Here is a 21094-nt window from a genome sequence, read left to right as displayed (position 1 = left end):
CTGCCCCTCAACCACCCTCTGTGTCGGGATCGGTCTGGCTGACAACGGCGAAGCAGGGGGCTGGCCTGCGCGGACGAGGCCCGTGCGTGAGCATGCCGTGCCCATCAAGCGCCGACGGTGGCTCGACGGGCGCTGGCGCGGACGCCGTCCGCGATGGGGTGCCTCCAACGAAAGGCGTCAGCATGAGGACGCCAGACACGATGACCACCGAGGCATGGATTGCCACGTGTTTCATGCTGGACGTGCTGATCGCGATAGGGCGAGCGGCATCACCGAGCAATGCCAGCGCTGCCAGAACGGCCAGCACGACGAGAGCGCCCAGCAGGCAGCGGACAATGGCCACCTGCATCTTCATGAGATTGAAGTGCCCGGGTTGGGATACCGCCATCCAGAAGGCGACCTGATCCGTGTCCAGTGGCGCCAGCGTGTCACGGACACCCTGCACTCCCAGACGCTGCATCGTTTGCCGCATGATGCCAGCACGCCCGGGCACGCTGGCCGACAGCAGCGATTGCAGCCAGTGCCACGGTCGGGTCAAGCGTTCCATGCGGGCATGGGCCTCGGTTACGGACACCCGGTCATGCGGTCGGTCCAGGGCTGCGGTGAGGGCCGTGTGGTTGCGCGGCTGCAGCTGCCAGCGGCGATGCAGCAGGTTGCGCCGTGCGCGGACCCGGTAGGGATCGATATCAGCCCGGATCTCATCCCAGCAGAAGTATCGACCCAGCAGATCGAAGTTGGACTCGCACAGCGGCTGGCCCTGGTGCAGCAGCTGCTGCAGTACCACGTCACCGATACGCGGCCTGTCGGCCAATGACCACAGCTCCGGGCGATGGGCCAGCCAGTGCTCGAAGCTGGCCGGGTCGGCGTCGCCGGCGGTGTTGATCAGCAGGCGCGCAAACCGGGGCAGGTTCAATGATGGCTCCACCACATCGTCCGGCATGTCGGTGTCGGGCGTGCATGGATGATGCAGCAACGGCATGTTGTCCATCGGCGAATGGCTGTCGTACGGCGCCGGTGGGCCGGGTGGGCTGTTGTCTGCAGGTGGCGTCGACAGCGCTTCTGCACTGCTTTCCTCCTGCCATTGCGTGCGGCTGCGTGCCCACAGCAGGGCCTGCTGGTAAGCCTCGTGCAGCGCCTGGAATGCCACCGGGTCTTCGTCCGGGCGTGCCGCGCGCAGTCTCTGCGCGTAGGCGCGCTTGATCGCCTTTTCGTCGGCGCTGGCGTCGAGCCCGAGAGCGTCCAGTGCCCGGTTCACACGGTGTTTCCAGAAGCAGGTGGAGGCAGGTCGATCGACAGGCGACGGCACCTGTCACGCAGGAACCAGGTGGTCCATAGCAGCAGGACCAGGGCGCAGCCCACTTCGGGGACGAACATGCCGATGCCCGGTCCAATCAGGTTGCGCGGCCGGAATCCCCGGCCATCCTCGCGCCGGATCCAGCGTGCCGTCGCCAGAGCAAGGCCAGGGAACAGCAGCAACGTACCTTCCAGCCGCAGATCCAGGCCATGGACCAGGATCAGGCTGGCGAGGGCGATCAGCGGCGCTGGCAACGCCAGCAGCCATCCCCAGCGCGAAGGGGGCAGATCCAGCGTCAGCTGGCGCAGCACCCAACGGACATGGACCCACAGAGCGCCGGCCAGGGCGAGCAGGACCCCGAGCAGCACGCCGCCTATGCCGAGCGCGGCGGCGGTGCGCAGGTCACGCTGGGCAAGACTCATGAGAGTCGAGCCACCGGCAATCGCGAGCGTCAGGGCAGCCAACAGGCCGCCCCGCAGCGCATTGACCTGGCAACGCCAGCGGTTGGGACGGGAAACGTCGGCAAGGCTGCGCCAGAACTGCACCTGCTGCCGATCCCAGGCGGCGGGCAATGGCTCCTGGCCGCCGCGTTCCAGCGCATCCAGCAGCGCGTTGACCTCAATGATGTGCTCGGGCAGCTGCGCCTGCCAGAGGGATCGTCGCGCGTGCCATGGCTGCGACAGGTAGCGCAGGCAACGCGCAAGGGTGACCCTCCCCAGCCGCAGGCTGCCCTCTTGTTCAAGCAGTGCCGACAGCTCTGCCGCATTCCCGGTCTCGGCGGCCCAGCGTCGATGACCGCGCGACTGGATCGATGCCAGCCTGTCCGGGTCCACGCCATCGTGTACATCATCCCAGCCAAAGCAGCGTGCCAGCAGACCCATGTTGGCTGCGCTGACGCTGTTGTGACTGCGTGCCAGTTCATCCAGCAGCGCGTCGCCCACCAATGGCTTGTAGCGCAGCGACCACAGCACCGGCGTGGCCTCCAGCCAGGGGCCGAAGTCTTCAGGGGAAGACAGATGGGCCATGCGCAGGATCGTGTGCGCATGGCCCGATACGTGGACCGCTCCCTCCAGTTCCGCCCCTGGTGCCGTGCGCAGCAGCACAGGCGTGCCGCGAGGTGGCCATGGAGGCGAGTACGAACGCGTTTCGGGCGGCGCCCATGCCACGTCTGCGTCGGGCGGCCAAGGTGCGATGTCGGTTGCATGCTCCGCCGGTTCGTCTTCGTCCGCGATATCGGCCAGCGCTTCCTGGCGGACCCAGTCCAATGCCGCCTGATAGGCCTCATGCAGGTGCTGGAAGGCGACCGGATCCTCGTCGGGTCGAGTCACCCGCAGGCGCTTTGCATAGGCGCGCTTGACCGCGCGCTCGTCAGCCGTTTGGTCCAGCTCCAGGACGTGCAGTGCCCAGCTCATGCATCGCGCTCGAGGGCGTCGAGTGCCTCGTCCAGCTGACGGCGATGACGCTCGACGGCAACGGCATCCTGGCTCTCCAGCACATGGCGGAAGCTGCTCAGCCACGACTGCAACTGTTCACGGTGATGGATGCGTTCCTCGTACAGGCGCTCGGTGCGGGCGATCACCGCGAGGTTGGGCTGGGCGTCACGCGGGTGGATCTTCAGCGCTTCCAGCGCGCGCAGGCGCTGCTGGATCTCTTCGGGTGACAGCAGCCCGGGATTCTGTTCCAGGATGAGCTCGTGGCGCCTGCCGGTGGCATCCTCGGTGACTTCCACCTGCAGCAGCCCGTTCACGTCGTAGGTGAAGCGGGCGGTGACGCTGCGTTCCTGCATCGGGACAGAATGGGTCAGCGGCACGGTCAGCTCACCGAGCTTGATGTTGCGATCCACCGTCGGGCTCTCGCCCTGGAACACGTCGATGCGGATGGCACTTTGCCGCTCGTGCAGCGGGTAGAAGCGATCCTCGCGGCTGACCGGCACCACGCTGTTGCGCTGGATGATCGGGTGGAAATAGCCGCTGCGCTCGCCACCGGCAGCATCCTGGCGGGACACCTGCGTGCCAAGCGTGTAGGGGCAGACATCGGTCAGCACGACTTCGCGCAGCGATTCGTCGCGCGCCTTCAATCCCGCTGCAACGGCGGCACCCAAGGCAATCGCCTGGTCCGGATGGACATGGCGCAGCGGCAGCCGGCCGAACATGCGGGTCGCAAGCCTGCTGACCATCGGCATGCGTACCGCACCGCCGACCAGGATGATGTCGTCCAGCGCCTCGGGCTTGAGCCGGGCGTCGCGGATCGCGCGCTCGATGGGCGCGCGCATGCGCAGCAGCAGTGGCTCGCAGAGCTGGGCGTAGCGAGCTTCATCCAGCTGCCACTGGCGTTCGCTGCCGGCCAGGGGCAACTGCAGGCTGGCAGTGCCGCTCTGGCTGAGTTCGCGCTTGAACAGTTCCAGCCGACGCAGCAGCTGCGCCTGCTCGGCAGCGGACAGGTCGCTGGCGGACGTGCCCTGGTCGGCGTGGAAGGCCTGCACGAGTACCTGCAGGAAATCCTCGCCGCCCAGGAAATTGTCGCCGGCGCTGGCATGCACTTCGACCACGCCATCGAACAGTTCCAGGATGGAGACGTCGAAGGTGCCGCCGCCCAGGTCCAGCACCAGCACGCGGCCTTCGCCGTCACGCTCCTGCAGACCATAGGCCAGCGCAGCGGCCGTGGGTTCATTGATCAGGCGCTCGACGCGGATGCCGGCCAGTTCGCCGGCGGCCCGGGTGGCCTTGCGCTGGGCGTCGGAGAAGTAGGCCGGCACGCTGATCACCGCTTCCTCCACCTTGTGGCCCAGGGCGGCTTCGGCGTCGGCCAGCAGCGAGCGCAGCACCATGGCCGAGAGCTCCTCGGGACGGAAACTGCGCTCACCCAGCCGGGTCTCACGGTCGCTGCCCATCCAGCGCTTGAAATGGGCCACGGTCTGCTGCGGATGGCTGACCAGGCGGTCACGGGCCGGCTGGCCGACCAGTACGGCACCATCGACGAGGCTGACCACCGAAGGGGTCAACAGCTCGCCATGGGCATTGGGGAACAGCTGCGGCCCAGCTGCCGTGTGCCTGCCGATGAGGGAATGGGTGGTGCCAAGATCGATGCCGACGATCATCTGCGAACGTCCGATGTGCAGAAAACGGCAATTCTAGGAGCGCGGCGCAGGCCTGACTATCGGGCGTTGCCCGACAGCGCCCCACGGGCTATGGTCCCGGGCTGTTCTGTCGTACCGGATTGCCTCATGTCACCACGCAAAGCCCTTCCCACCGCCCTGGCCCTGGGCCTGACCCTCGCCACCGGCGCCCACGCCGATGAAGGCATGTGGATGCCGACGCAGCTGCCGGACCTGGCCCAACCGCTGCAGGCCGCTGGCTTCAAGGGCAATCCGGCCGACCTGGCCAACGTCACCGCGCCGCCGCTGAGCGCCGTGGTGCGCGCCGGTGGTGGCACCGGTTCGTTCGTGTCCGCCGACGGCCTGCTGCTGACCAACCACCACGTGGCGATGGGCGTGATCCAGTACAACAGCTCGCCCGAGCACGACCTGATCGCTGGTGGCTTCATCGCCAGGGACCGTGCCGACGAGCGCCCGGCCAACCCGGACTTCCGCGTGCTGGTCACCGTCGGCTTCGACAAGGTGACCGACCAGGTGCTGGCGCAGGCCCGTGGCAAGACCGGCCGTGCCTACTTCGATGCCGTGGATGCAGCCAGCAAGCAGATCGTGGCCGAGTGCGAGAAGGACGGCAGCGTGCGCTGCTCGGTGGCCAACATGTACTACGGCACCGATTTCTACCGCATTGCCCAGCTGGAACTGAGCGACGTGCGCCTGGTGTATGCGCCGCCGCGTGCGATCGGCAACTACGGCGATGAGATCGACAACTTCATGTGGCCCCGCCACACCGGCGACTTCACCCTGCTGCGCGCCTACGTGGGCAAGGACGGCAAGCCGGCCGCCTACAGCAAGGACAACGTGCCCTACCAGGCGCCGGCACACCTGCAGATGTCGGTGGAAGGCCCGAAGGAAGGCGATTACGCGATGCTGGCCGGTTACCCGGGCATCACCTACCGCCACCGCACCGCGGCCGAATTCGCCGGCCAGATCGATACCGTGCTGCCGCGCCGCGTATCGGTGTTCCAGCAGATGATCGACACCATCGAGGCCGCCAGCGCCAAGGACGCGCAGGCGCGTACCCGCTACGCCTCGCAGCTGCAGTCGCTGAAGAACAACCGCAAGCGCGCCGCCGGCGAACTGGAAGGCCTGCTGCGCAGCGATGCGAAGGCCCAGCGTGCCGCCGACGAGACGGCCATGCTGGCTGCCACCGACCGCAGGTACCAGGGTGACATCAAGGCGCTGCTGGCCAACCTGTCGCAGGGTGCGGCGGTGGGCGAGCGTGACCTGCTGCTGGAGCAGATGGCCGCGCAGAGCCAGCTGCTGCGCTCGGCGCTGCTGCTGGAGCGCCTGCGCATCGAATCGGCCAAGCCGGACGCGCAGCGCGAGAGCGGCTACCAGCAGCGCGACCAGGCGATGATCGAAGGGGTGCTCAAGCAGGTCCAGCGCCGTTACGCGCCGGAGGTCGAGAAGGCCCTGCTGACCACCCTGCTGACCCGCTACCAGCAGCTGCCGGACGCGCAGCGCGTGGCCGAGTTCGACGCGGCCTTTGGTCGTACCCCACAGCAGCTGGCCAAGGCGCTGGACACCCTGTATGCCGGTACCCAGCTGGGTGAGGAAGCGCAGCGCCTGTCGCGCTTTGCCGCCGCACGCGAAGGCAAGGCACTGGCCGCCGATCCGCTGATCAGCGTGGCCGGTCCGCTGGTGGCCGCGCAGCTGCGCATCGAGAACGAGAGCAAGACCCGCGAAGGCGAGCAGCTGCGCCTGCGCCCGGCGTACATGCAGGCGCTGTTCGCCTGGCGTGCCAGGCAGGGCCGCGCGGTGTATCCGGATGCCAACCGCACCCTGCGCATCAGCTACGGCAAGGTCGAGGCGCTGCACCCGCGCGATGGCGTGACCTACTCGCCGGTGACCACCGTGGCCGGCATCGTCGAGAAGAACACCAACGCCTACCCGTTCGATGCACCCAAGCCGTTGCTGGCAGCGATCGCCAAGGGTGACTTCGGCAGCACCGCCGATCCGGCACTGAAGACCCAGACGGTCAACTTCCTGACCAACCTGGACACCACGGGCGGCAACTCCGGCTCGCCGGTGCTCAACGCCAGGGGCGAACTGATCGGCCTGAACTTCGACAGCAACTGGGAGTCGGTCAGCGCCAGCTGGTGGTTCGACCCGCGCTACAAGCGCGCCGTGCACGTGGACATGCGCTACCTGCGCTGGCTGCTGGCCAAGGTCTACCCGGCGCCCGAGCTGCTGAAGGAAATGGGCGTGCCGGCCCAATAGCGCCGGTACCTGGCAGGCGCCCACCGCTTCCTGGTGGGTGCCCATTGATTCCCGGTAGGTGCCCACTGTTAGTGGGCACGGATGTCCCCGTCACGACCAACGGTCGTGACCCACCAGACGGATCAACGATCGTGACCCACCGCCATGACCTACCCGCACGACCAGCGGTCGTGATCTACTGACCCCTGTCCTGACGGAAACGCACGCGTGGTCTCCAGCTGGATCCTGCTGCTGGTCTCGGTTGCCTATGCCGCGCTGCTGTTCGGCGTGGCGTGGTGGGGCGACCGTCGGCCGATGTACCCCGACCGGCCGTGGCTGCGGCCGGTGGTCTACAGCCTGGCACTGGCCGTGTACTGCTCGTCGTGGACCTTCTACGGCGCGGTCGGCACCGCCGTGCGCAACGGCGTGGGCTACCTGCCCATCTACATCGGCCCACTGCTGCTGCTGCTGTTCGGCTGGCGCATCATCGAGCGCCTGGCGCTGATCGCGCGCAGCCAGAACGTGGTCTCCATCGCCGATTTCATCTCCTCGCGCTTCGGTCGCTCGCGGCGGCTGGCGGCGCTGGTGGCGATCATCGCGCTGATCGGCATCATTCCGTACCTGGCGCTGCAGTACAAAGCGGTGGCGATGAGCCTGCAGGTGCTGACCGGCAACACCGGCCCGACCGGCTTCTTCACCGATCCCGCGCTGTACGTGGCGCTGCTGATGGCGCTGTTCGCCACCCTGTTCGGTACCCGCCAGGTCGATGCCACCGAACACCACCATGGCATGATGCTGGCCATCGCCTTCGAATCGGTGATCAAGCTGCTGGCGATGCTGGCCGTGGGCGTGTTCGCCTACCTGTGGCTGAGCAACCGCACCGACGCGGTGGTCGAGTCGGTGCATACGCTGTTCACCGGCCTGCCGCCGGTGGGCTTCATCTCGCAGACGCTGCTCAGTTTCCTGGCCATCATCTGCCTGCCGCGCCAGTTCCACGTGGCCGTGGTCGAGTGCGGCGATGTGCGCGACGTGCGCCGCGCGCGCTGGATGTTCGGCGGCTACCTGGTGCTGATCTCGGGCATGGTGCTGCCGATCGCCACCGCCGGCGTGACCCTGTTCGGCACCGGCGGCAGCGTCGCCGACGACTCGATGGTGCTGGCCCTGCCGCTGGCCGAAGGCCGCAATGCGCTGGCGCTGATCGCCTACGTGGGCGGCTTTTCGGCGGCCACCGGCATGGTCATCGTGTCGTCCATCGCACTGGCCACCATGGTCAGCAACGACCTGGTGATGCCGGTGCTGCTGCGTCGGAGCGGTGACCACCAGGAGGCCGCCGACGTCGCTTCGCGCGTGCTGTGGATCCGCCGCCTGGCGATCCTGCTGCTGGCGCTGATGGCCTACAGCTACTACCGCACCAGCAGCAATGACAGCACGCTGGCCTCGTACGGCCTGATGGCGTTCGCAGCGGTGGCGCAGTTCGCGCCCGGCCTGATCGGCGGCCTGTACTGGCGCGGTGCCAGCCGGCGTGGCGTCGAGGTGGGCATGCTGCTCGGCTTCGCCACCTGGCTGTACACCCTGCTGTTGCCGGCGATGACCATGGCCGGCTGGGTCGATGCCGCCTGGGTGCAGCACGGCCCGTTCGGCATCGAGTGGCTGCGCCCGCAGCAGCTGTTCGGCATGACCGGCTGGGATCCGCTGACCCATGGCACGTTCTGGTCGCTGCTGGTCAATGCGGCGACGATGATGCTGGTGTCCGCACGCTGGCGACCCGGCGTCGACGAGCGCCTGCGCGCTGCCCCCTTCCTCGACCCGTATGCCGAACGCCCGTCGGTGGCCGGCGGCTGGCCCGGCCACGTGCACGTGGGCGACCTGCTGGCACTGGCCTCGCGCGTGGTCGGCGAGCGCCACGCGCGGCGTTCGTTCTTCGAGCAGGCGCAGTCGCTGGGCCGCGAGCTGCAATCCTCGGCGCCTGCGGACCGGCCGTGGGTACAGTTCACCGAGCGTCTGTTGGCGGCCTCGATCGGCGCGGCATCGGCGCGCCTGCTGCTGACCAGCCTGCTGCGTGGCTCGGGCATGGACCTGGGCGAAGTGGTGGCGGTGCTGGACGAAGCGGGGCAGGAGCTGCGCTTCAACCGCGAGATCCTGTCGACCACGCTGGAGAACATCAGCGCCGGGGTCAGCGTGGTTGATCCGGACATGCGCCTGACCGCATGGAACCGCCGCTACCAGGACATGTTCGGCTACCCCGACGGCATGCTCTACGTGGGCCGCCCGGTGGCCGACCTGATCCGCTACAACGCCGAGCGCGGCGAGCTGGGCGAGGGCGATATCGAAGTGCAGATCAACCGCCGCATCGGCTACATGCGCGCCGGCTCACCGCACGTGTTCGAGCGCACCCGCAGCGACGGCAAGGTGATCGAGATGCGCGGCCAGGCGCTGCCCGGCGGCGGTTACGTGACCAGCTACAACGACATCACCGACTACAAGCACGCGGAGAAGGCACTGCTGGAAGCCAACGAGACGCTGGAACAGCGAGTGGCCGAGCGCTCGCACGAGGCCGAGGTCGCGCAGCAGTCGAAGACCCGCTTCCTGGCGGCGATCAGCCATGACGTGCTGCAACCGTTGAACGCCGCACGGCTGTTTGCTTCGGCGCTGCGCGACAGCGACCATGTGAGCGACGAGCAGAAGCACCTGGCCGAGCGCGTGGATGCGTCGCTGCGTGCTGCCGAAGAACTGCTTGATGGCCTGCTGGACGTGTCGCGGCTGGATGCCGGTGGCCTGCACCCGGTGATCGGCGAGTTCGACGTGAGCGCGCTGATGCGCGAACTGGCCGCGCAGTACACGCCGGTCGCCGCCGGCCGTGGCCTGCGCCTGGACCTGTTCACGCGTCCGGCCTGGGTGCGCAGTGATCGCCGCCTGCTGCGCCGCGTGCTGCAGAACTTCCTGGCCAATGCGCTGCGCTACACCCGTCAGGGCCGCATCGTGCTGGCGGTGCGCCAGCGTGGCAACGAAGTGGAGCTGCAGGTATGGGATACCGGCCCGGGCATTCCCGAGCACCACATGCGGCAGATCTTCGACGAGTTCCACCGCTACCAGCAGCCGTTCGATTGGGGCGAACAGGGGTTGGGCCTGGGCCTGTCGATCTGCCAGCGCATCTCGCGCCTGCTTGACCATCGCCTCAATGCGCGCAGCCGGGTTGGCAAGGGCTCGATGTTCTCGATCATCCTGCCGCGGGTGGCGCCGCTGCCGGGCTATACCGAACTGGCCGCGCCGGTACAGGCCGCAGCCGCGCCGCTGCGCAGCGATTCGCTGGCCGGCCTGCGCGTGCTGTGCGTAGACAACGACGAAGAGATCCTCGACGGCATGCGCGCGCTGCTCGGTCGCTGGCAGGTGCAGGTGATTACGGCATCGACGGTGGATCAGGCGCTGGAGAAAGTGGCCGAGCGGCCGCAGGTGATGCTGGTGGACTACCACCTGCACGACCGCATGGACGGTCTGGATGCGCTGGTGGCGCTGCGTGAAGCCGCCGGTTATCCGCTGCCGGGTGCGTTGTTGACCGCCGATGGCCGCGACGAACTGAAGCGGATGGCACGCGAACGCGGCTACCGCGTGCTGACCAAGCCGATCAAGCCGGCCTCGCTGCGCGCCTTCCTGGGCGCGCTGCGCGATGCCGGCAATAGCGATGCCTGATCGGCAATTGTAGAGCCGAGCCCGTGCTCGGCTCCCGAACGCATGGCGGCGCCGATATAGCCATCGCTATACAAACCAGCCCTGCCTGCGCGTTTCGCTGGAAATGCGCCACGTGCGGATCGCGATGCTAAGCTTCGCGTCCCCTTGGGGAGTAGCCGGATTCCTTCGCAGGAATCGTCCACGTCAACATACTCGGCCAGTGCGCCGTGGCGTGGACAACCATGATGGTTGGCGAGACCAGCGGCCCGCGCGCGCAACGTCAGGTTGGGCGCGAGCGCAGGCCGTGCGTCCGTCCCAGCCCGACCTCAGCCACCGCCCATGTCCCCCATTTCGATCCTCCTGATCGGCTTTGCCATGTCCACCGATGCCTTCGCCGCTGCAATCGGCAAGGGTGCGGCCATGCGCAAGCCGGTGTTCCGCGATGCATTGCGTGCCGGCATCATCTTCGGCGTCATCGAGGCGATCACGCCCATCATCGGCTGGCTGCTCGGTCGGGCTGCCCTGCAATACGTCGAAGCCTTCGACCACTGGATCGCCTTCGGCCTGCTCGGCGCGCTGGGTATCCACATGATCTACAACGGCCTGCGCCCGGACAGTGCCGAGGACGACGAAGATCCGTCGCAGCACCACGGCTTCTGGAAGCTGGCGCTGACCGGTTTCGCCACCAGCATCGACGCGATGGCGGTGGGCATCGGTCTGGCCTTCATGGACGTGCATATCGGCGTGATGGCCGCGGTCATCGGCCTGTGCACGCTGACCATGGTCACCGTCGGCATCATGCTCGGCCGCGTACTGGGCAGCATGGTCGGCAAGCGTGCGGAGATCATCGGTGGCGTGATCCTGGTGATCATCGGCGCAACGATCCTGTACGAACACCTGCACGGCGTGGGGTAACGCCCGCCCCTGTAGAGCCGAGCCCATGCTCGGCTGCTTCACATGGCAGCCGAGCGTGGGCTCGGCTCTACATTGGAGCATTCGCCGACATGCAGCACGGCATTTCGCTGATGGAGAGGCTGTCATGCGTGCCATAGCCTCTTCGCATGGCCAGTCCCGCACTCCGCTTTGGTCGCTGGTCGCAGACCGACAATGTCTACGCGATCACGGCTGTGACACGCGCACGCCGTCCCTGGTTCGACGACAAGGCCAATGTCGATCTGCTGATCGAAGCGCTGCGCACCGTAGAGCGGACGGGGCGGACCTCCTCCCTCGCCTGGGTGGTCATGCCGGACCACCTGCATTGGTTGGTCGAGTTGCGTACCGGAACGCTGGCCGGCTGCATGCAGATCCTGAAGTCCCGGAGTGGAAGATCCATCGCCAGGCGCGTTGATGCGAACGCACCGATCTGGCAGGCGGGGTTCTACGATCATGCGCTGCGCAGTGACGAGTGCCTGCGCACGCAGGCGATGTACATTGCAGCCAATCCCGTGCGTGCTGGGCTGGCCACGCGCATCGGGGAATACCCCTATGTATGGAGTCGATGGCGGCTTTGGGGGTAATCGGTATTGAGGCCAAGAGCAGCCGAGCATGGGCTCGGCTCTACAGGGGCATCATGAAGGCTGCGGAGCCGAGCACATGCTCGGCTCCGCAGTCCGTTACGATCAATCTTCTTCCGGCGGCAGCACGATGGCGTCGTCGTCGATCGCCAGCTTGCCGGCCATCAGCACGGCCTGGGTGCGGTTGGTCACGCCCAGCTTGCGCAGGATGGCGGTGACGTGGGCCTTGATCGTCGCTTCGGAGACATTGAGGTCGTAGGCGATCTGCTTGTTCAAGCGGCCGGCGCCCAGCATCTGCAGCACGCGGAACTGCTGCGGGGTCAGCTCGCGCAGGCGCTGGCCGACTTCGCGTTCTTCGCTGCCGGTGGGCGGCACGTTGTGCGCTTCCGGCGGTGCCCAGGTCTCGCCATCGAGGATGGTGCCCAGTGCGTGGCCGATGGTGTCCGAGTCCGCAGACTTCGGAATGAAGCCCAGCGCGCCGTGGTCGAGCGCGCGGCGCATCACCGTGGCTTCTTCGCGTGCGGACACCACCACCACCGGCAGGTGCGGGTGCAGCGAGCGCATGTGCACCAGCGCGTTGAAACCCTGCGCACCGGGCATGTTGAGGTCCATCAGGACCAGGTCGGCGTCGTTGTGCTGGTCGGCCAGTGCATACAGCGCTTCCACGCTGTCGGCCTCGAACAGCTGCACGCCGGGGATGACCCGCTGCACGGCCCCACGCAGGGCTTCGCGGAACAGCGGGTGGTCATCGGCAATCAGGAGGGTGGTCATGGTCGGGGGGAACCGTGGGGGGAAACTGCATGGGGCCAGATCCTACGGCGGTCAGAGCCCGTTCCTGGCGGAACGGGATCCGGCCCCGGGTCGTACGTCAGCGCACCTTGCGCTCGTCCACCAGCGAGGCCACCACCGATGGGTCGGCCAGGGTCGAGGTATCGCCGAGCTGGTCCGGCGCGTTCTCGGCGATCTTGCGCAGGATGCGGCGCATGATCTTGCCCGAGCGGGTCTTCGGCAGGCCCGGCGCCCACTGCAGGTGGTCCGGCGTGGCGATCGGGCCGATCTCCTTGCGCACCCAGGCGACCAGTTCCTTCTGCAGCTCGTCGCTCGGCGCCTCTTCGGCCACCAGCGTCACGTAGGCGTAGATGCCCTGGCCCTTCACGTCGTGCGGGAAGCCGACCACGGCCGCTTCGGCCACCTTGGGGTGCGAGACCAGCGCGCTTTCCACTTCGGCGGTGCCGATGCGGTGGCCGGACACGTTGATCACGTCGTCGACGCGACCAGTGATCCAGTAGTAGCCGTCTTCGTCGCGGCGGCAACCGTCGCCGGTGAAGTAGCTGCCCGGGTAGGTGCGGAAATAGGTATCGATGAAACGCTGGTGGTCGCCGTACACCGTGCGCATCTGGCCCGGCCAGGAATCACGGATGATCAGGTTGCCCTCGGTCGGGCCGTCCTGGACCTCGCCATCGGCATTGACCAGCGCCGGCTGCACGCCGAAGAAGGGCAGGGTGGCCGACCCCGGCTTGAGGTCCATCGCGCCGGCCAGCGGCGAGATCAGGATGCCGCCGGTCTCGGTCTGCCACCAGGTATCGACAATCGGGCAGCGGCTGTCGCCGACCACTTCGTAGTACCAGCGCCAGGCTTCCGGATTGATCGGCTCGCCGACGCTGCCGAGCAGGCGCAGCGACGCGCGCGATGTCTTCTTCACCGGCTCCTCGCCTTCGCGCATCAGCGCGCGGATGGCGGTCGGGGCGGTGTAGAAGATGGTCACCTTGTGCTTGTCGATGACGTTCCAGAAACGCGAGGTGTCCGGGTAGTTCGGCACGCCTTCGAACATCAGCGAGGTCGCGCCGTTGGCCAGCGGCCCGTACACGATGTAGCTGTGGCCGGTGACCCAGCCGACATCGGCGGTGCACCAGTAGACGTCGTCTTCGCGCAGGTCGAACACCGCTTCATGGGTGTAGGCCGCGTACAGCAGGTAACCGCCGGTGGTGTGCAGCACGCCCTTGGGCTTGCCGGTGGAACCGGAGGTGTAGAGGATGAACAGCGGGTCTTCCGCGTTCATGCGTTCCGGTTCGCAGCTGGCCGGCTGGCTGTCCACCACATCGTGGAACCAGCGGTCGCGCGGGGCCTGCATGTCCACCGCGCCGCCGGTGTGGCGTACCACCAGCACGGTTTCAACCGTATTCGTGCCCGGCAGCTTCAGCGCGGCATCAACGTTGGCCTTCAGCGGAATCCTGCGGCCACCGCGCAGGCCCTCGTCGGCGGTGATGATCAGCTTGCTCTGGCAGTCGCTGACGCGGTCGGCGATCGAATTCGGCGCGAAGCCACCGAACACCACCGAGTGGATCGCACCGATGCGCGCACAGGCCAGCATGGCCACCGCGGCGTCGACGATCATCGGCAGGTAGATGGTGACGCGGTCGCCCTTCTTGACGCCGAGGTTGCGCAGCGCGTTGCCGAGGCGGCAGGTGCGCTCGTACAGCTCGCGATAGGTCACGTGCTGGGCCGGTGCATCCGGGCCGTCCGGCTCGAACAGCAGGGCGGTCTTGTCGCCGCGCGTTTCCAGCTGGCGATCCAGGCAGTTCACGCTGGCATTGAGCTCGCCATCTTCGAACCACTTGATGTGGAAGTCGGACAGGTCATAGCTGACGTTCTTGATCTTCGTCGGCTTGCGCATCCATTGCAGGCGCTCGGCGGCCTTGCCCCAGAAACCATCCGGGTCGGTCACCGACGCCTGGTACTGCTGTTCGTACGACGTCTTGTCGATGCGTGCCTTGGCGGCGAACTGCGGATCGACGGGGTAGATATCAGCCATGGCACCCTCACTTGCACGTTGACTTTGTATGTGCGGTCGCAGCATCGCAACGACCGATCCCCCTCAGTTTGCCCCATTCACCCCCGGCCGCGTCACCACCCTGGTTAGACCATGGTCGAAAGTGAGCGCCCAGCAGGGCCGGGTTCGACCAATGGCCAATAGCCGCTGTGCGCGAACGCCCCGCAGTCTCGGCTCGACCGTGCCCCACGCGCGGCATCACCTTGCCACTTGGGAGAGAGGGCAACATGAGCCACCGTACGTTGAAAGCCGTGCGCACACCTTTGGCGGCCTGCCTGTTGGTCGCCCTGGTCGCACCGGGCATGGCGTTCGCAGAGACCGCCAAAGAGAAGGCACTGGAAGCACGCGTTGCCGAACTGGAACGCCAGGTCCAGCTGCTGCTGTCTTCGCAGCAACAACAACAGACCCAGATCAGCCAGACCCAGCAGGCGGTGACCGAAGTGCGCACGGTGCAGGCCGGGCAGAAGCCGGTCGCCTCGGTGCCGGCGGGCAAGCAGCCGATCCAGGTCACCACCATCACTCCGGGCGCCGCGCCCGGCACCACGGTCAAGATCGGTGGCTTCATCAAGGCCGACTTCCTGGCCACCCAGACCAGCGATGGCCAGCTGGCCGACGACGCCACCGGCCGTTCGCTGTACCTGCCGGGCCAGACCCCGGTGGAAGGCGCCGGCGGCAGCGGCAAGCGTTCGGGCACCGACTTCAACGCCCACGCCAAGTTCTCGCGCTTCAACCTGGGCATCGACAACGTGAGCGAATCGGGCAACAAGGCCGGTGCGTTCTTCGAGATGGACTTCTTCGGCAACTCGCTGGGCAACCAGACCGCCACCAATACCTATGGCGTGACCCTGCGCCACGCCTACATGTACTGGAACAACTGGATGGCCGGCCAGACCTGGTCCAACTTCATGGACGCGGCCGCGCTGCCGGAGGCGGTCGACTTCGTCGGCCCCACCGACGGCGTGATCTTCGTGCGCCAGGCCCAGGTGCGCTACACCCAGGGCGGCTTCAGCGTCGCACTGGAAAACCCGGAAACCACCACCCTCACCGGTACCCGCAACCCGGTCACCGGGGCCTGGACCAACGCCAGCGCCAACTCCGACCGTGGCAGCCTGCCCGACCTGACCATGCGTTATGGCTGGAAGGGCGACTGGGGCACCTTTGGTGTCGGTGGCATCGTCCGCCAGTTGAAGGTGGACAACCAGACCACCGGCGCGAAGGCCGACAAGGTGGCTGGCGGCCTGACCCTGGGCGGCAAGTGGGTGATGGGTGACAGCGATTCGCTGCACTACCAGCTGACCGGCGGCGAAGGCATCGCCCGCTACATCGGCCTGGGCATCACCGCCGACAGCGCCTACGACGTGGCCCGCGACGAGCTCAACCCGACCGGCGTGCTGGCCGGCTACGTGGGCTGGCGGCATGCGTTCTCGCCGAAGCTGCGCACCAACCTGATCTACGCGCGCAGCGACTACGACAACGACAGCATCCTCGGCCCGCTGGTGACCAAGAGCGTGCAGAGCATCCGCGGCAACATCTTCTATTCGCCGCTGCCCAAGGTCGATATCGGCGCCGAGCTGATGTACGGCCGTCGCGAAGTGGAGAACGGCAACAAGGGTGACATCACCCGGTTGCAGTTCACCACGAAGTACAGCTTCTAAGAGCGTGCCGGCCAGCGGCCGGCACCTACCGAGATGGGGTGCCGGCCAAGGTCGGCATCTACCGAGATGGGGTGCCGGCCAAGGTCGGCATCTACCGAGATGGGGTGCCGGCCAAGGTCGGCATCTACCGAGATGGGGTGCCGGCCAAAGTCGGCACCTACAGAGATTGTGTGCCGACCAACGGTCGGCACCCACCCACAACGATTGCTTCGGAGGGGAAGCGTCTTATGTCCAGCACTGCACCAGGCCCGCACCATGCGGCGGGCACCCTGACCAAGGGCCACAAGAAAGTCATCTTCGCCTCGAGCCTCGGCACGGTCTTCGAGTGGTATGACTTCTTCCTGTACGGCTCGCTCGCGGCCATCATCGCCAAGCAGTTCTTCAGTGGCGTCAATGAAACCACGGGCATGATCTTCGCCCTGCTGGCGTTCGCTGCCGGCTTCTTCGTGCGTCCGTTCGGCGCGGCCTTCTTCGGCAGCCTCGGCGACCGCATCGGCCGCAAGTACACCTTCCTGGTCACCATCCTGATCATGGGCATCTCGACCTTCCTGGTCGGCGTGCTGCCCAACTACGCCTCGATCGGTTTCGCCGCACCGGTGATCCTGATCATCCTGCGCCTGGCCCAGGGCCTGGCGATGGGCGGCGAGTACGGCGGTGCCGCCACCTACGTGGCCGAGCACGCGCCGGACGACAAGCGCGGCCTGTACACCAGCTTCATCCAGTGCACCGCCACGCTCGGCCTGTTCCTGTCGCTGCTGATCATCCTGGCCTGCCGCATGACGCTGGGCAACGAGGCCTTCGAAGCCTGGGGCTGGCGCATCCCGTTCCTGGTCTCGATCCTGCTGCTGGGCATTTCGGTATGGATCCGCCTGCAGCTGAGCGAATCGCCGCTGTTCCAGCAGATGAAGGCTGAAGGCAAGGGCTCCAAGACCCCGTTCCGCGACAGCCTGAAGGGTGGCAACCTGAAGCTGATGCTGCTGGTCCTGCTCGGTGCGGCGGCTGGCCAGGCGGTGGTCTGGTACGGCGGCCAGTTCTACGCGCTGTTCTTCCTCAGCAGCATGCTGAAGGTCGATGCCACCACCTCCTACCTGCTGATCGCCGCTGCGCTGGCACTGGGCACGCCGTTCTTCATCTTCTTCGGCTGGCTGTCCGACCGCATCGGTCGCAAGAAGATCATCCTGGCCGGCTGCCTGCTGGCGGCCATCACCTACATCCCGATCTTCAAGGGCCTGACCCACTTCGCCAATCCGGCCATCGAAGAAGCCCGCAGCAGCTCGCCGGCCCTGGTCGTGGCCGATCCGGCTACCTGCTCGTTCCAGTTCGATCCGGTCGGCCTGCGCAAGTTCACCAGCTCCTGCGACGTGGCCACCGCCGCGCTGACCAAGGCCGGTGTGCCGTACGACGTGCAGCCCGCCGCCGCCGGTTCGCTGGCGATGGTGAACGTGGGCAGCGCCAGCGTCACCTCGTATGAGGCCGCCGGCCTGACCAAGGAAGAAGGCAAGGCCAAGGCCGATGCGTTCGGTGCGGAACTGAAGACCGCCCTGACCACCGCCGGCTACCCGGCCAAGGCCGATGGCGCCCGCATCAACATCGCCGGCACCATCTTCATGCTGTGGCTGCTGGTGCTGTACGTGACCATGGTCTATGGCCCGATCGCCGCCTACCTGGTCGAACTGTTCCCGACCCGCATCCGCTATACCTCGATGTCGCTGCCGTACCACATCGGCAACGGCTGGTTCGGTGGCTTCCTGCCGGCGATCTCGTTCGCGCTGGTGGCCGGTACCGGCAACCTGTACTACGGCCTGTGGTACCCGATCGCGATCGCACTGATGTCGGTGGTGATCGGCGGCCTGTTCCTGCGCGAAACCAAGAACGTGGATATCACCAAGTAGCCGGTGGGTTCCATGCAGTGAAGGAAAGGCCGCGGTGCAGATCGCGGCCTTTCTGCTTGTGGGCCGTGCCCACTCGGCCCGCATCCGGTAGTGCCGGCCGCTGGCCGGCAACCTCCTGAATCGCCGCGGACATGAAGCCCTTGCCGGCCAGCGGCCGGCACTACCATTGCGTTGCGCAGCACCCCGTATAGTCGGCCCATGACCACCACCACGCCGGCCGACCTTCCCGCCCTCCTGCACACCCTGCGCAGCGCCTGGCAGGCCCAGCGCCCCACGCTCGACCAGCGCGAAGCCGACCTGCGCCGTCTGCGCGAGGCATTGAAGCCACGCCTGGACGAAATGGCCCAGGCCATCGCCGAGGACTTCGGGCATCGCGCCCACGTTGAATCGAAACTGGCCGATGGCATGAGTGTGCTGTCGGCCATCGACCACCTGCGGCGCCACCTGCGGCGCTGGTCGAAGCCGCAGCGCGTATCGGCCGGCTGGAAGCTGTGGCCGGCGCGCGCGCAGCTGCGGCCGACGCCGCTGGGCGTGGTCGGGGTGATCTCACCGTGGAACTACCCGGTCACGCTGGCGCTGGTGCCGTTGGCCACCGCGATTGCCGCCGGCAACCACGTGCTGCTCAAGCCCTCCGAACACACGCCGCGCACCAGCGCGTTCCTGGCCGATCTGCTGGCCAGCGTGTTCCCGCCCGATCGGGTGGCGGTGGTGCAGGGTGGGGCGGATGTGGCCGCAGCGGTGTCGTCGCTGCCGCTGGACCATCTGCTGTTCACCGGCTCGACGGCGGTTGGCCGCAAGGTGATGGCCGCCGCCGCTGAGCATCTGGTACCGGTCACACTGGAGCTGGGCGGCAAGTCGCCGGCGATTGTCTGTCGCGATTTCCCGCTGGACAAAGCCGCTGCGCGGCTGGCCACCGGCAAGTGGTTCAACGCGGGCCAGACCTGCATCGCGCCGGATTACGTGCTGATCGATACCGTTCGCCAGCGCGAATTCGTACAGGCGCTGCAGCAGCAGGTGCGCGAGCGCTATGGCGACTTCAGCGATGCCGACGACTACACCCGCATCATCAATGAAGGTCAGTACCGGCGCCTGCAGGGCTATCTGGCACAGGCGCGGCAACGCGGGGTGCCGGTGATTCCGTTGGCGCAGGTGGATGACGCGCGCGCCGACCGCGAGCGCCTGCTGGTGCCGACCGTGGTGCTGGACCCGCCGGACGACCTGGACCTGATGCGCGAGGAGATCTTCGGCCCGATCCTTCCGGTGCGGGCCTACCCGGACCTGGAGGCGGCGCTGGGCGACGTGCTGTCCCGCGACCGGCCGCTGGCGCTGTATCCCTTCAGCCACGACCGCGCGGCGGTGGAGCGCATCCTCGGCCAGGTGGTGGCCGGCGGGGTGACGGTGAATGACACGCTGCTGCACTTCGCCGCCGATGGCCTGCCGTTTGGCGGGGTAGGGGCCAGCGGCATGGGCGCGTACCACGGCCGCGCCGGGTTCGATGCGATGAGCAAGCGGCTGCCGGTGCTGTGGCAGTCGCGCTGGGCGGCCAGCGACCGGCTGCGGCCGCCGTATTCGAAGATTGCGGGGTTGTTGAAGCTGCTGCTTCGGTAGTGCCGGCCGCTGGCCGGCAACTGCGGGGTCCTGCCGACGGTTCAAGGGGTTGCCGGCCAGCAGCCGGCACTACCGGTGGGTGCCAACCCGCGCGGCCCATTCTGGTAGCTGCCAACCTTGGTTGGCACAGGGTGATTGCCGGCGCCAACCAAGGTTGGCGTCTACCAAAGCTGGCCCGGGTAGAATGCCCCCATGAAGATCGCCTCGTGGAACGTCAATTCGCTCAATGTCCGCCTGCCGCACCTGGAGCAGTGGCTCAAGGACTTCGGCCCGGACATCGTCGGCATCCAGGAAACCAAGCTGGAGGACCACAAGTTCCCCGATTCGGCGCTGATCGCCGCAGGCTATCGCAGCGTGTTCGCCGGCCAGAAGACCTACAACGGCGTGGCGCTGCTGTCGCGTGAGCCGGCGCAGGACGTGCAGATCGGCATTCCCGGTTTCGAGGACGAGCAGAAGCGCGTCATCGCCGGCACCTTTGGCGACCTGCGGGTGATCAACCTGTACGTGGTCAACGGCCAGGACATCGGTACCGACAAGTACGACTACAAGCTGCGCTGGCTGGAAGCGGTGCATGCCTGGATCGCCGAAGAGCTGCAGCGCCACCCGAAGCTGATCGTGATGGGCGACTTCAACATCGCCCCGGACGCGCGCGACGTGCACGACCCGGCGGTGTGGAACGACAACCACATCCTGACCTCCACCGCCGAGCGCGGCGCATTGAACAAGCTGCTGCAGCTGGGCCTGCACGATGGCTTCCGCCTGCACAACGACGAGGCGGGTACCTTCAGCTGGTGGGACTACCGTGCCGCCGGCTTCCGCCGCAACCTGGGCCTGCGCATCGACCTGACCCTGGTCTCCGATGCGCTGAAGGGCAGTGCGGTGGCCTCGGGCATCGACCGCGAGCCGCGCACCTGGGAACGCCCGAGTGACCATGCGCCGGCCTGGGTGCAGATCGGTTGAACGAACAGGGCCCGACGATTGCCGGGCCCGTTCTGGAACATCTGCCGGCCAGTGGCCGGCACTACCCTCAGATCACCGTATGCTCTTGCGGGTGAACAGGTTGACGATCGCCAGCAGGATCACCGCACCGATCAGCGAGAACAGGAAGGTGCGGAGGGTGATCGCTTCGTTGATGCCGCCGCCGAACAGCCAGCCGGAAATCAGCGCGCCGACGATGCCGACCACGATGTTGAGGATGATGCCCTGCTGGGCATCGCGCTTCATGATGATGCTGGCCAGCCAGCCTACGATGCCGCCGACGATCAGCCAGATGATGATGCCCATG

General features: G+C 67.1%; 14 protein-coding genes and 1 riboswitch. Of the genes, 8 read left to right on the top strand and 6 right to left on the bottom strand.

What is annotated here, in order from left to right:
- Positions 1-7: 7 nt before the first annotated feature.
- From AC5P8R_RS17395 to AC5P8R_RS17385, 3 genes are all read right to left on the bottom strand, one after another.
- Positions 8-1147, bottom strand: a complete 1140-nt coding sequence (locus AC5P8R_RS17395) for a heat-shock protein (RefSeq protein ID WP_495223670.1) — start codon at positions 1145-1147, stop codon at positions 8-10.
- A 104-nt stretch (positions 1148-1251) separates the two neighbouring features.
- Entirely contained in the window at positions 1252-2706 is a 1455-nt protein-coding gene (locus AC5P8R_RS17390; protein ID WP_495223669.1) for a J domain-containing protein, read from the bottom strand.
- Positions 2703-4391 carry a molecular chaperone HscC gene (locus AC5P8R_RS17385; RefSeq protein WP_046433293.1) on the bottom strand — a complete coding sequence of 563 codons (1689 nt, stop codon included), beginning with the start codon at positions 4389-4391 and terminating at the stop codon, positions 2703-2705. Before AC5P8R_RS17385 ends, AC5P8R_RS17390 begins: the two co-directional genes overlap by 4 nt.
- Positions 4392-4517: 126 nt before the next feature.
- Between AC5P8R_RS17385 and AC5P8R_RS17380 the strand changes: the two genes are divergently transcribed.
- From AC5P8R_RS17380 to AC5P8R_RS17365, 4 genes are all read left to right on the top strand, one after another.
- Positions 4518-6665 (top strand): S46 family peptidase, encoded by a 2148-nt coding sequence (locus AC5P8R_RS17380; protein WP_049442105.1) that lies wholly within the window; start codon positions 4518-4520, stop codon positions 6663-6665.
- 207 nt (positions 6666-6872) lie between these two features.
- Positions 6873-10331 (top strand): hybrid sensor histidine kinase/response regulator, encoded by a 3459-nt coding sequence (locus AC5P8R_RS17375; RefSeq protein WP_014648893.1) that lies wholly within the window; start codon positions 6873-6875, stop codon positions 10329-10331.
- 140 nt (positions 10332-10471) lie between these two features.
- A riboswitch (yybP-ykoY riboswitch) is annotated at positions 10472-10561 on the top strand.
- Positions 10562-10649: 88 nt separating this feature from the next.
- On the top strand, positions 10650-11225 hold the full coding sequence (locus AC5P8R_RS17370; RefSeq protein WP_032957840.1) for a manganese efflux pump MntP: 576 nt from the start codon (positions 10650-10652) through the stop codon (positions 11223-11225).
- A gap of 146 nt (positions 11226-11371) precedes the next feature.
- The gene (locus AC5P8R_RS17365; RefSeq protein ID WP_126411537.1) at positions 11372-11827 is read left to right on the top strand and encodes an REP-associated tyrosine transposase; all 456 of its coding nucleotides are present in this window, start codon (positions 11372-11374) and stop codon (positions 11825-11827) included.
- Positions 11828-11929: 102 nt separating this feature from the next.
- Here AC5P8R_RS17365 and AC5P8R_RS17360 read toward each other — a convergent pair whose 3' ends face one another.
- Positions 11930-12595 (bottom strand): response regulator transcription factor, encoded by a 666-nt coding sequence (locus tag AC5P8R_RS17360; protein WP_006477308.1) that lies wholly within the window; start codon positions 12593-12595, stop codon positions 11930-11932.
- 97 nt (positions 12596-12692) lie between these two features.
- Positions 12693-14636 (bottom strand): acetate--CoA ligase, encoded by a 1944-nt coding sequence (gene acs / locus AC5P8R_RS17355; protein ID WP_495223668.1) that lies wholly within the window; start codon positions 14634-14636, stop codon positions 12693-12695.
- A 245-nt stretch (positions 14637-14881) separates the two neighbouring features.
- On the opposite strand from acs, the gene AC5P8R_RS17350 reads away from it, so the two are divergent.
- From AC5P8R_RS17350 to xth, 4 genes are all read left to right on the top strand, one after another.
- On the top strand, positions 14882-16309 hold the full coding sequence (locus tag AC5P8R_RS17350) for a DcaP family trimeric outer membrane transporter (RefSeq protein ID WP_046433283.1): 1428 nt from the start codon (positions 14882-14884) through the stop codon (positions 16307-16309).
- Between the two features lie 227 nt (positions 16310-16536).
- Positions 16537-18201 carry an MFS transporter gene (locus AC5P8R_RS17345; protein ID WP_014648890.1) on the top strand — a complete coding sequence of 555 codons (1665 nt, stop codon included), beginning with the start codon at positions 16537-16539 and terminating at the stop codon, positions 18199-18201.
- Positions 18202-18399: 198 nt separating this feature from the next.
- A complete protein-coding gene (locus AC5P8R_RS17340; protein ID WP_495223667.1) occupies positions 18400-19809 on the top strand; it encodes a coniferyl aldehyde dehydrogenase in 1410 nt (469 codons plus the stop codon).
- A gap of 192 nt (positions 19810-20001) precedes the next feature.
- Entirely contained in the window at positions 20002-20769 is a 768-nt protein-coding gene (gene xth / locus AC5P8R_RS17335) for an exodeoxyribonuclease III (protein ID WP_495223666.1), read from the top strand.
- 72 nt (positions 20770-20841) lie between these two features.
- Here the strand turns inward: xth and AC5P8R_RS17330 are convergent, their stop codons facing one another.
- Positions 20842-21093, bottom strand: coding sequence for a GlsB/YeaQ/YmgE family stress response membrane protein (locus AC5P8R_RS17330; protein ID WP_014648887.1), 252 nt, complete (start codon positions 21091-21093; stop codon positions 20842-20844).
- Position 21094: the final 1 nt, after the last annotated feature.

Source organism: Stenotrophomonas sp. YJH_SMC_73 (assembly GCF_059370155.1).
Note: the sequence above shows the minus strand (reverse complement) of the source record. Positions and strands in the feature narration are given on the sequence as shown.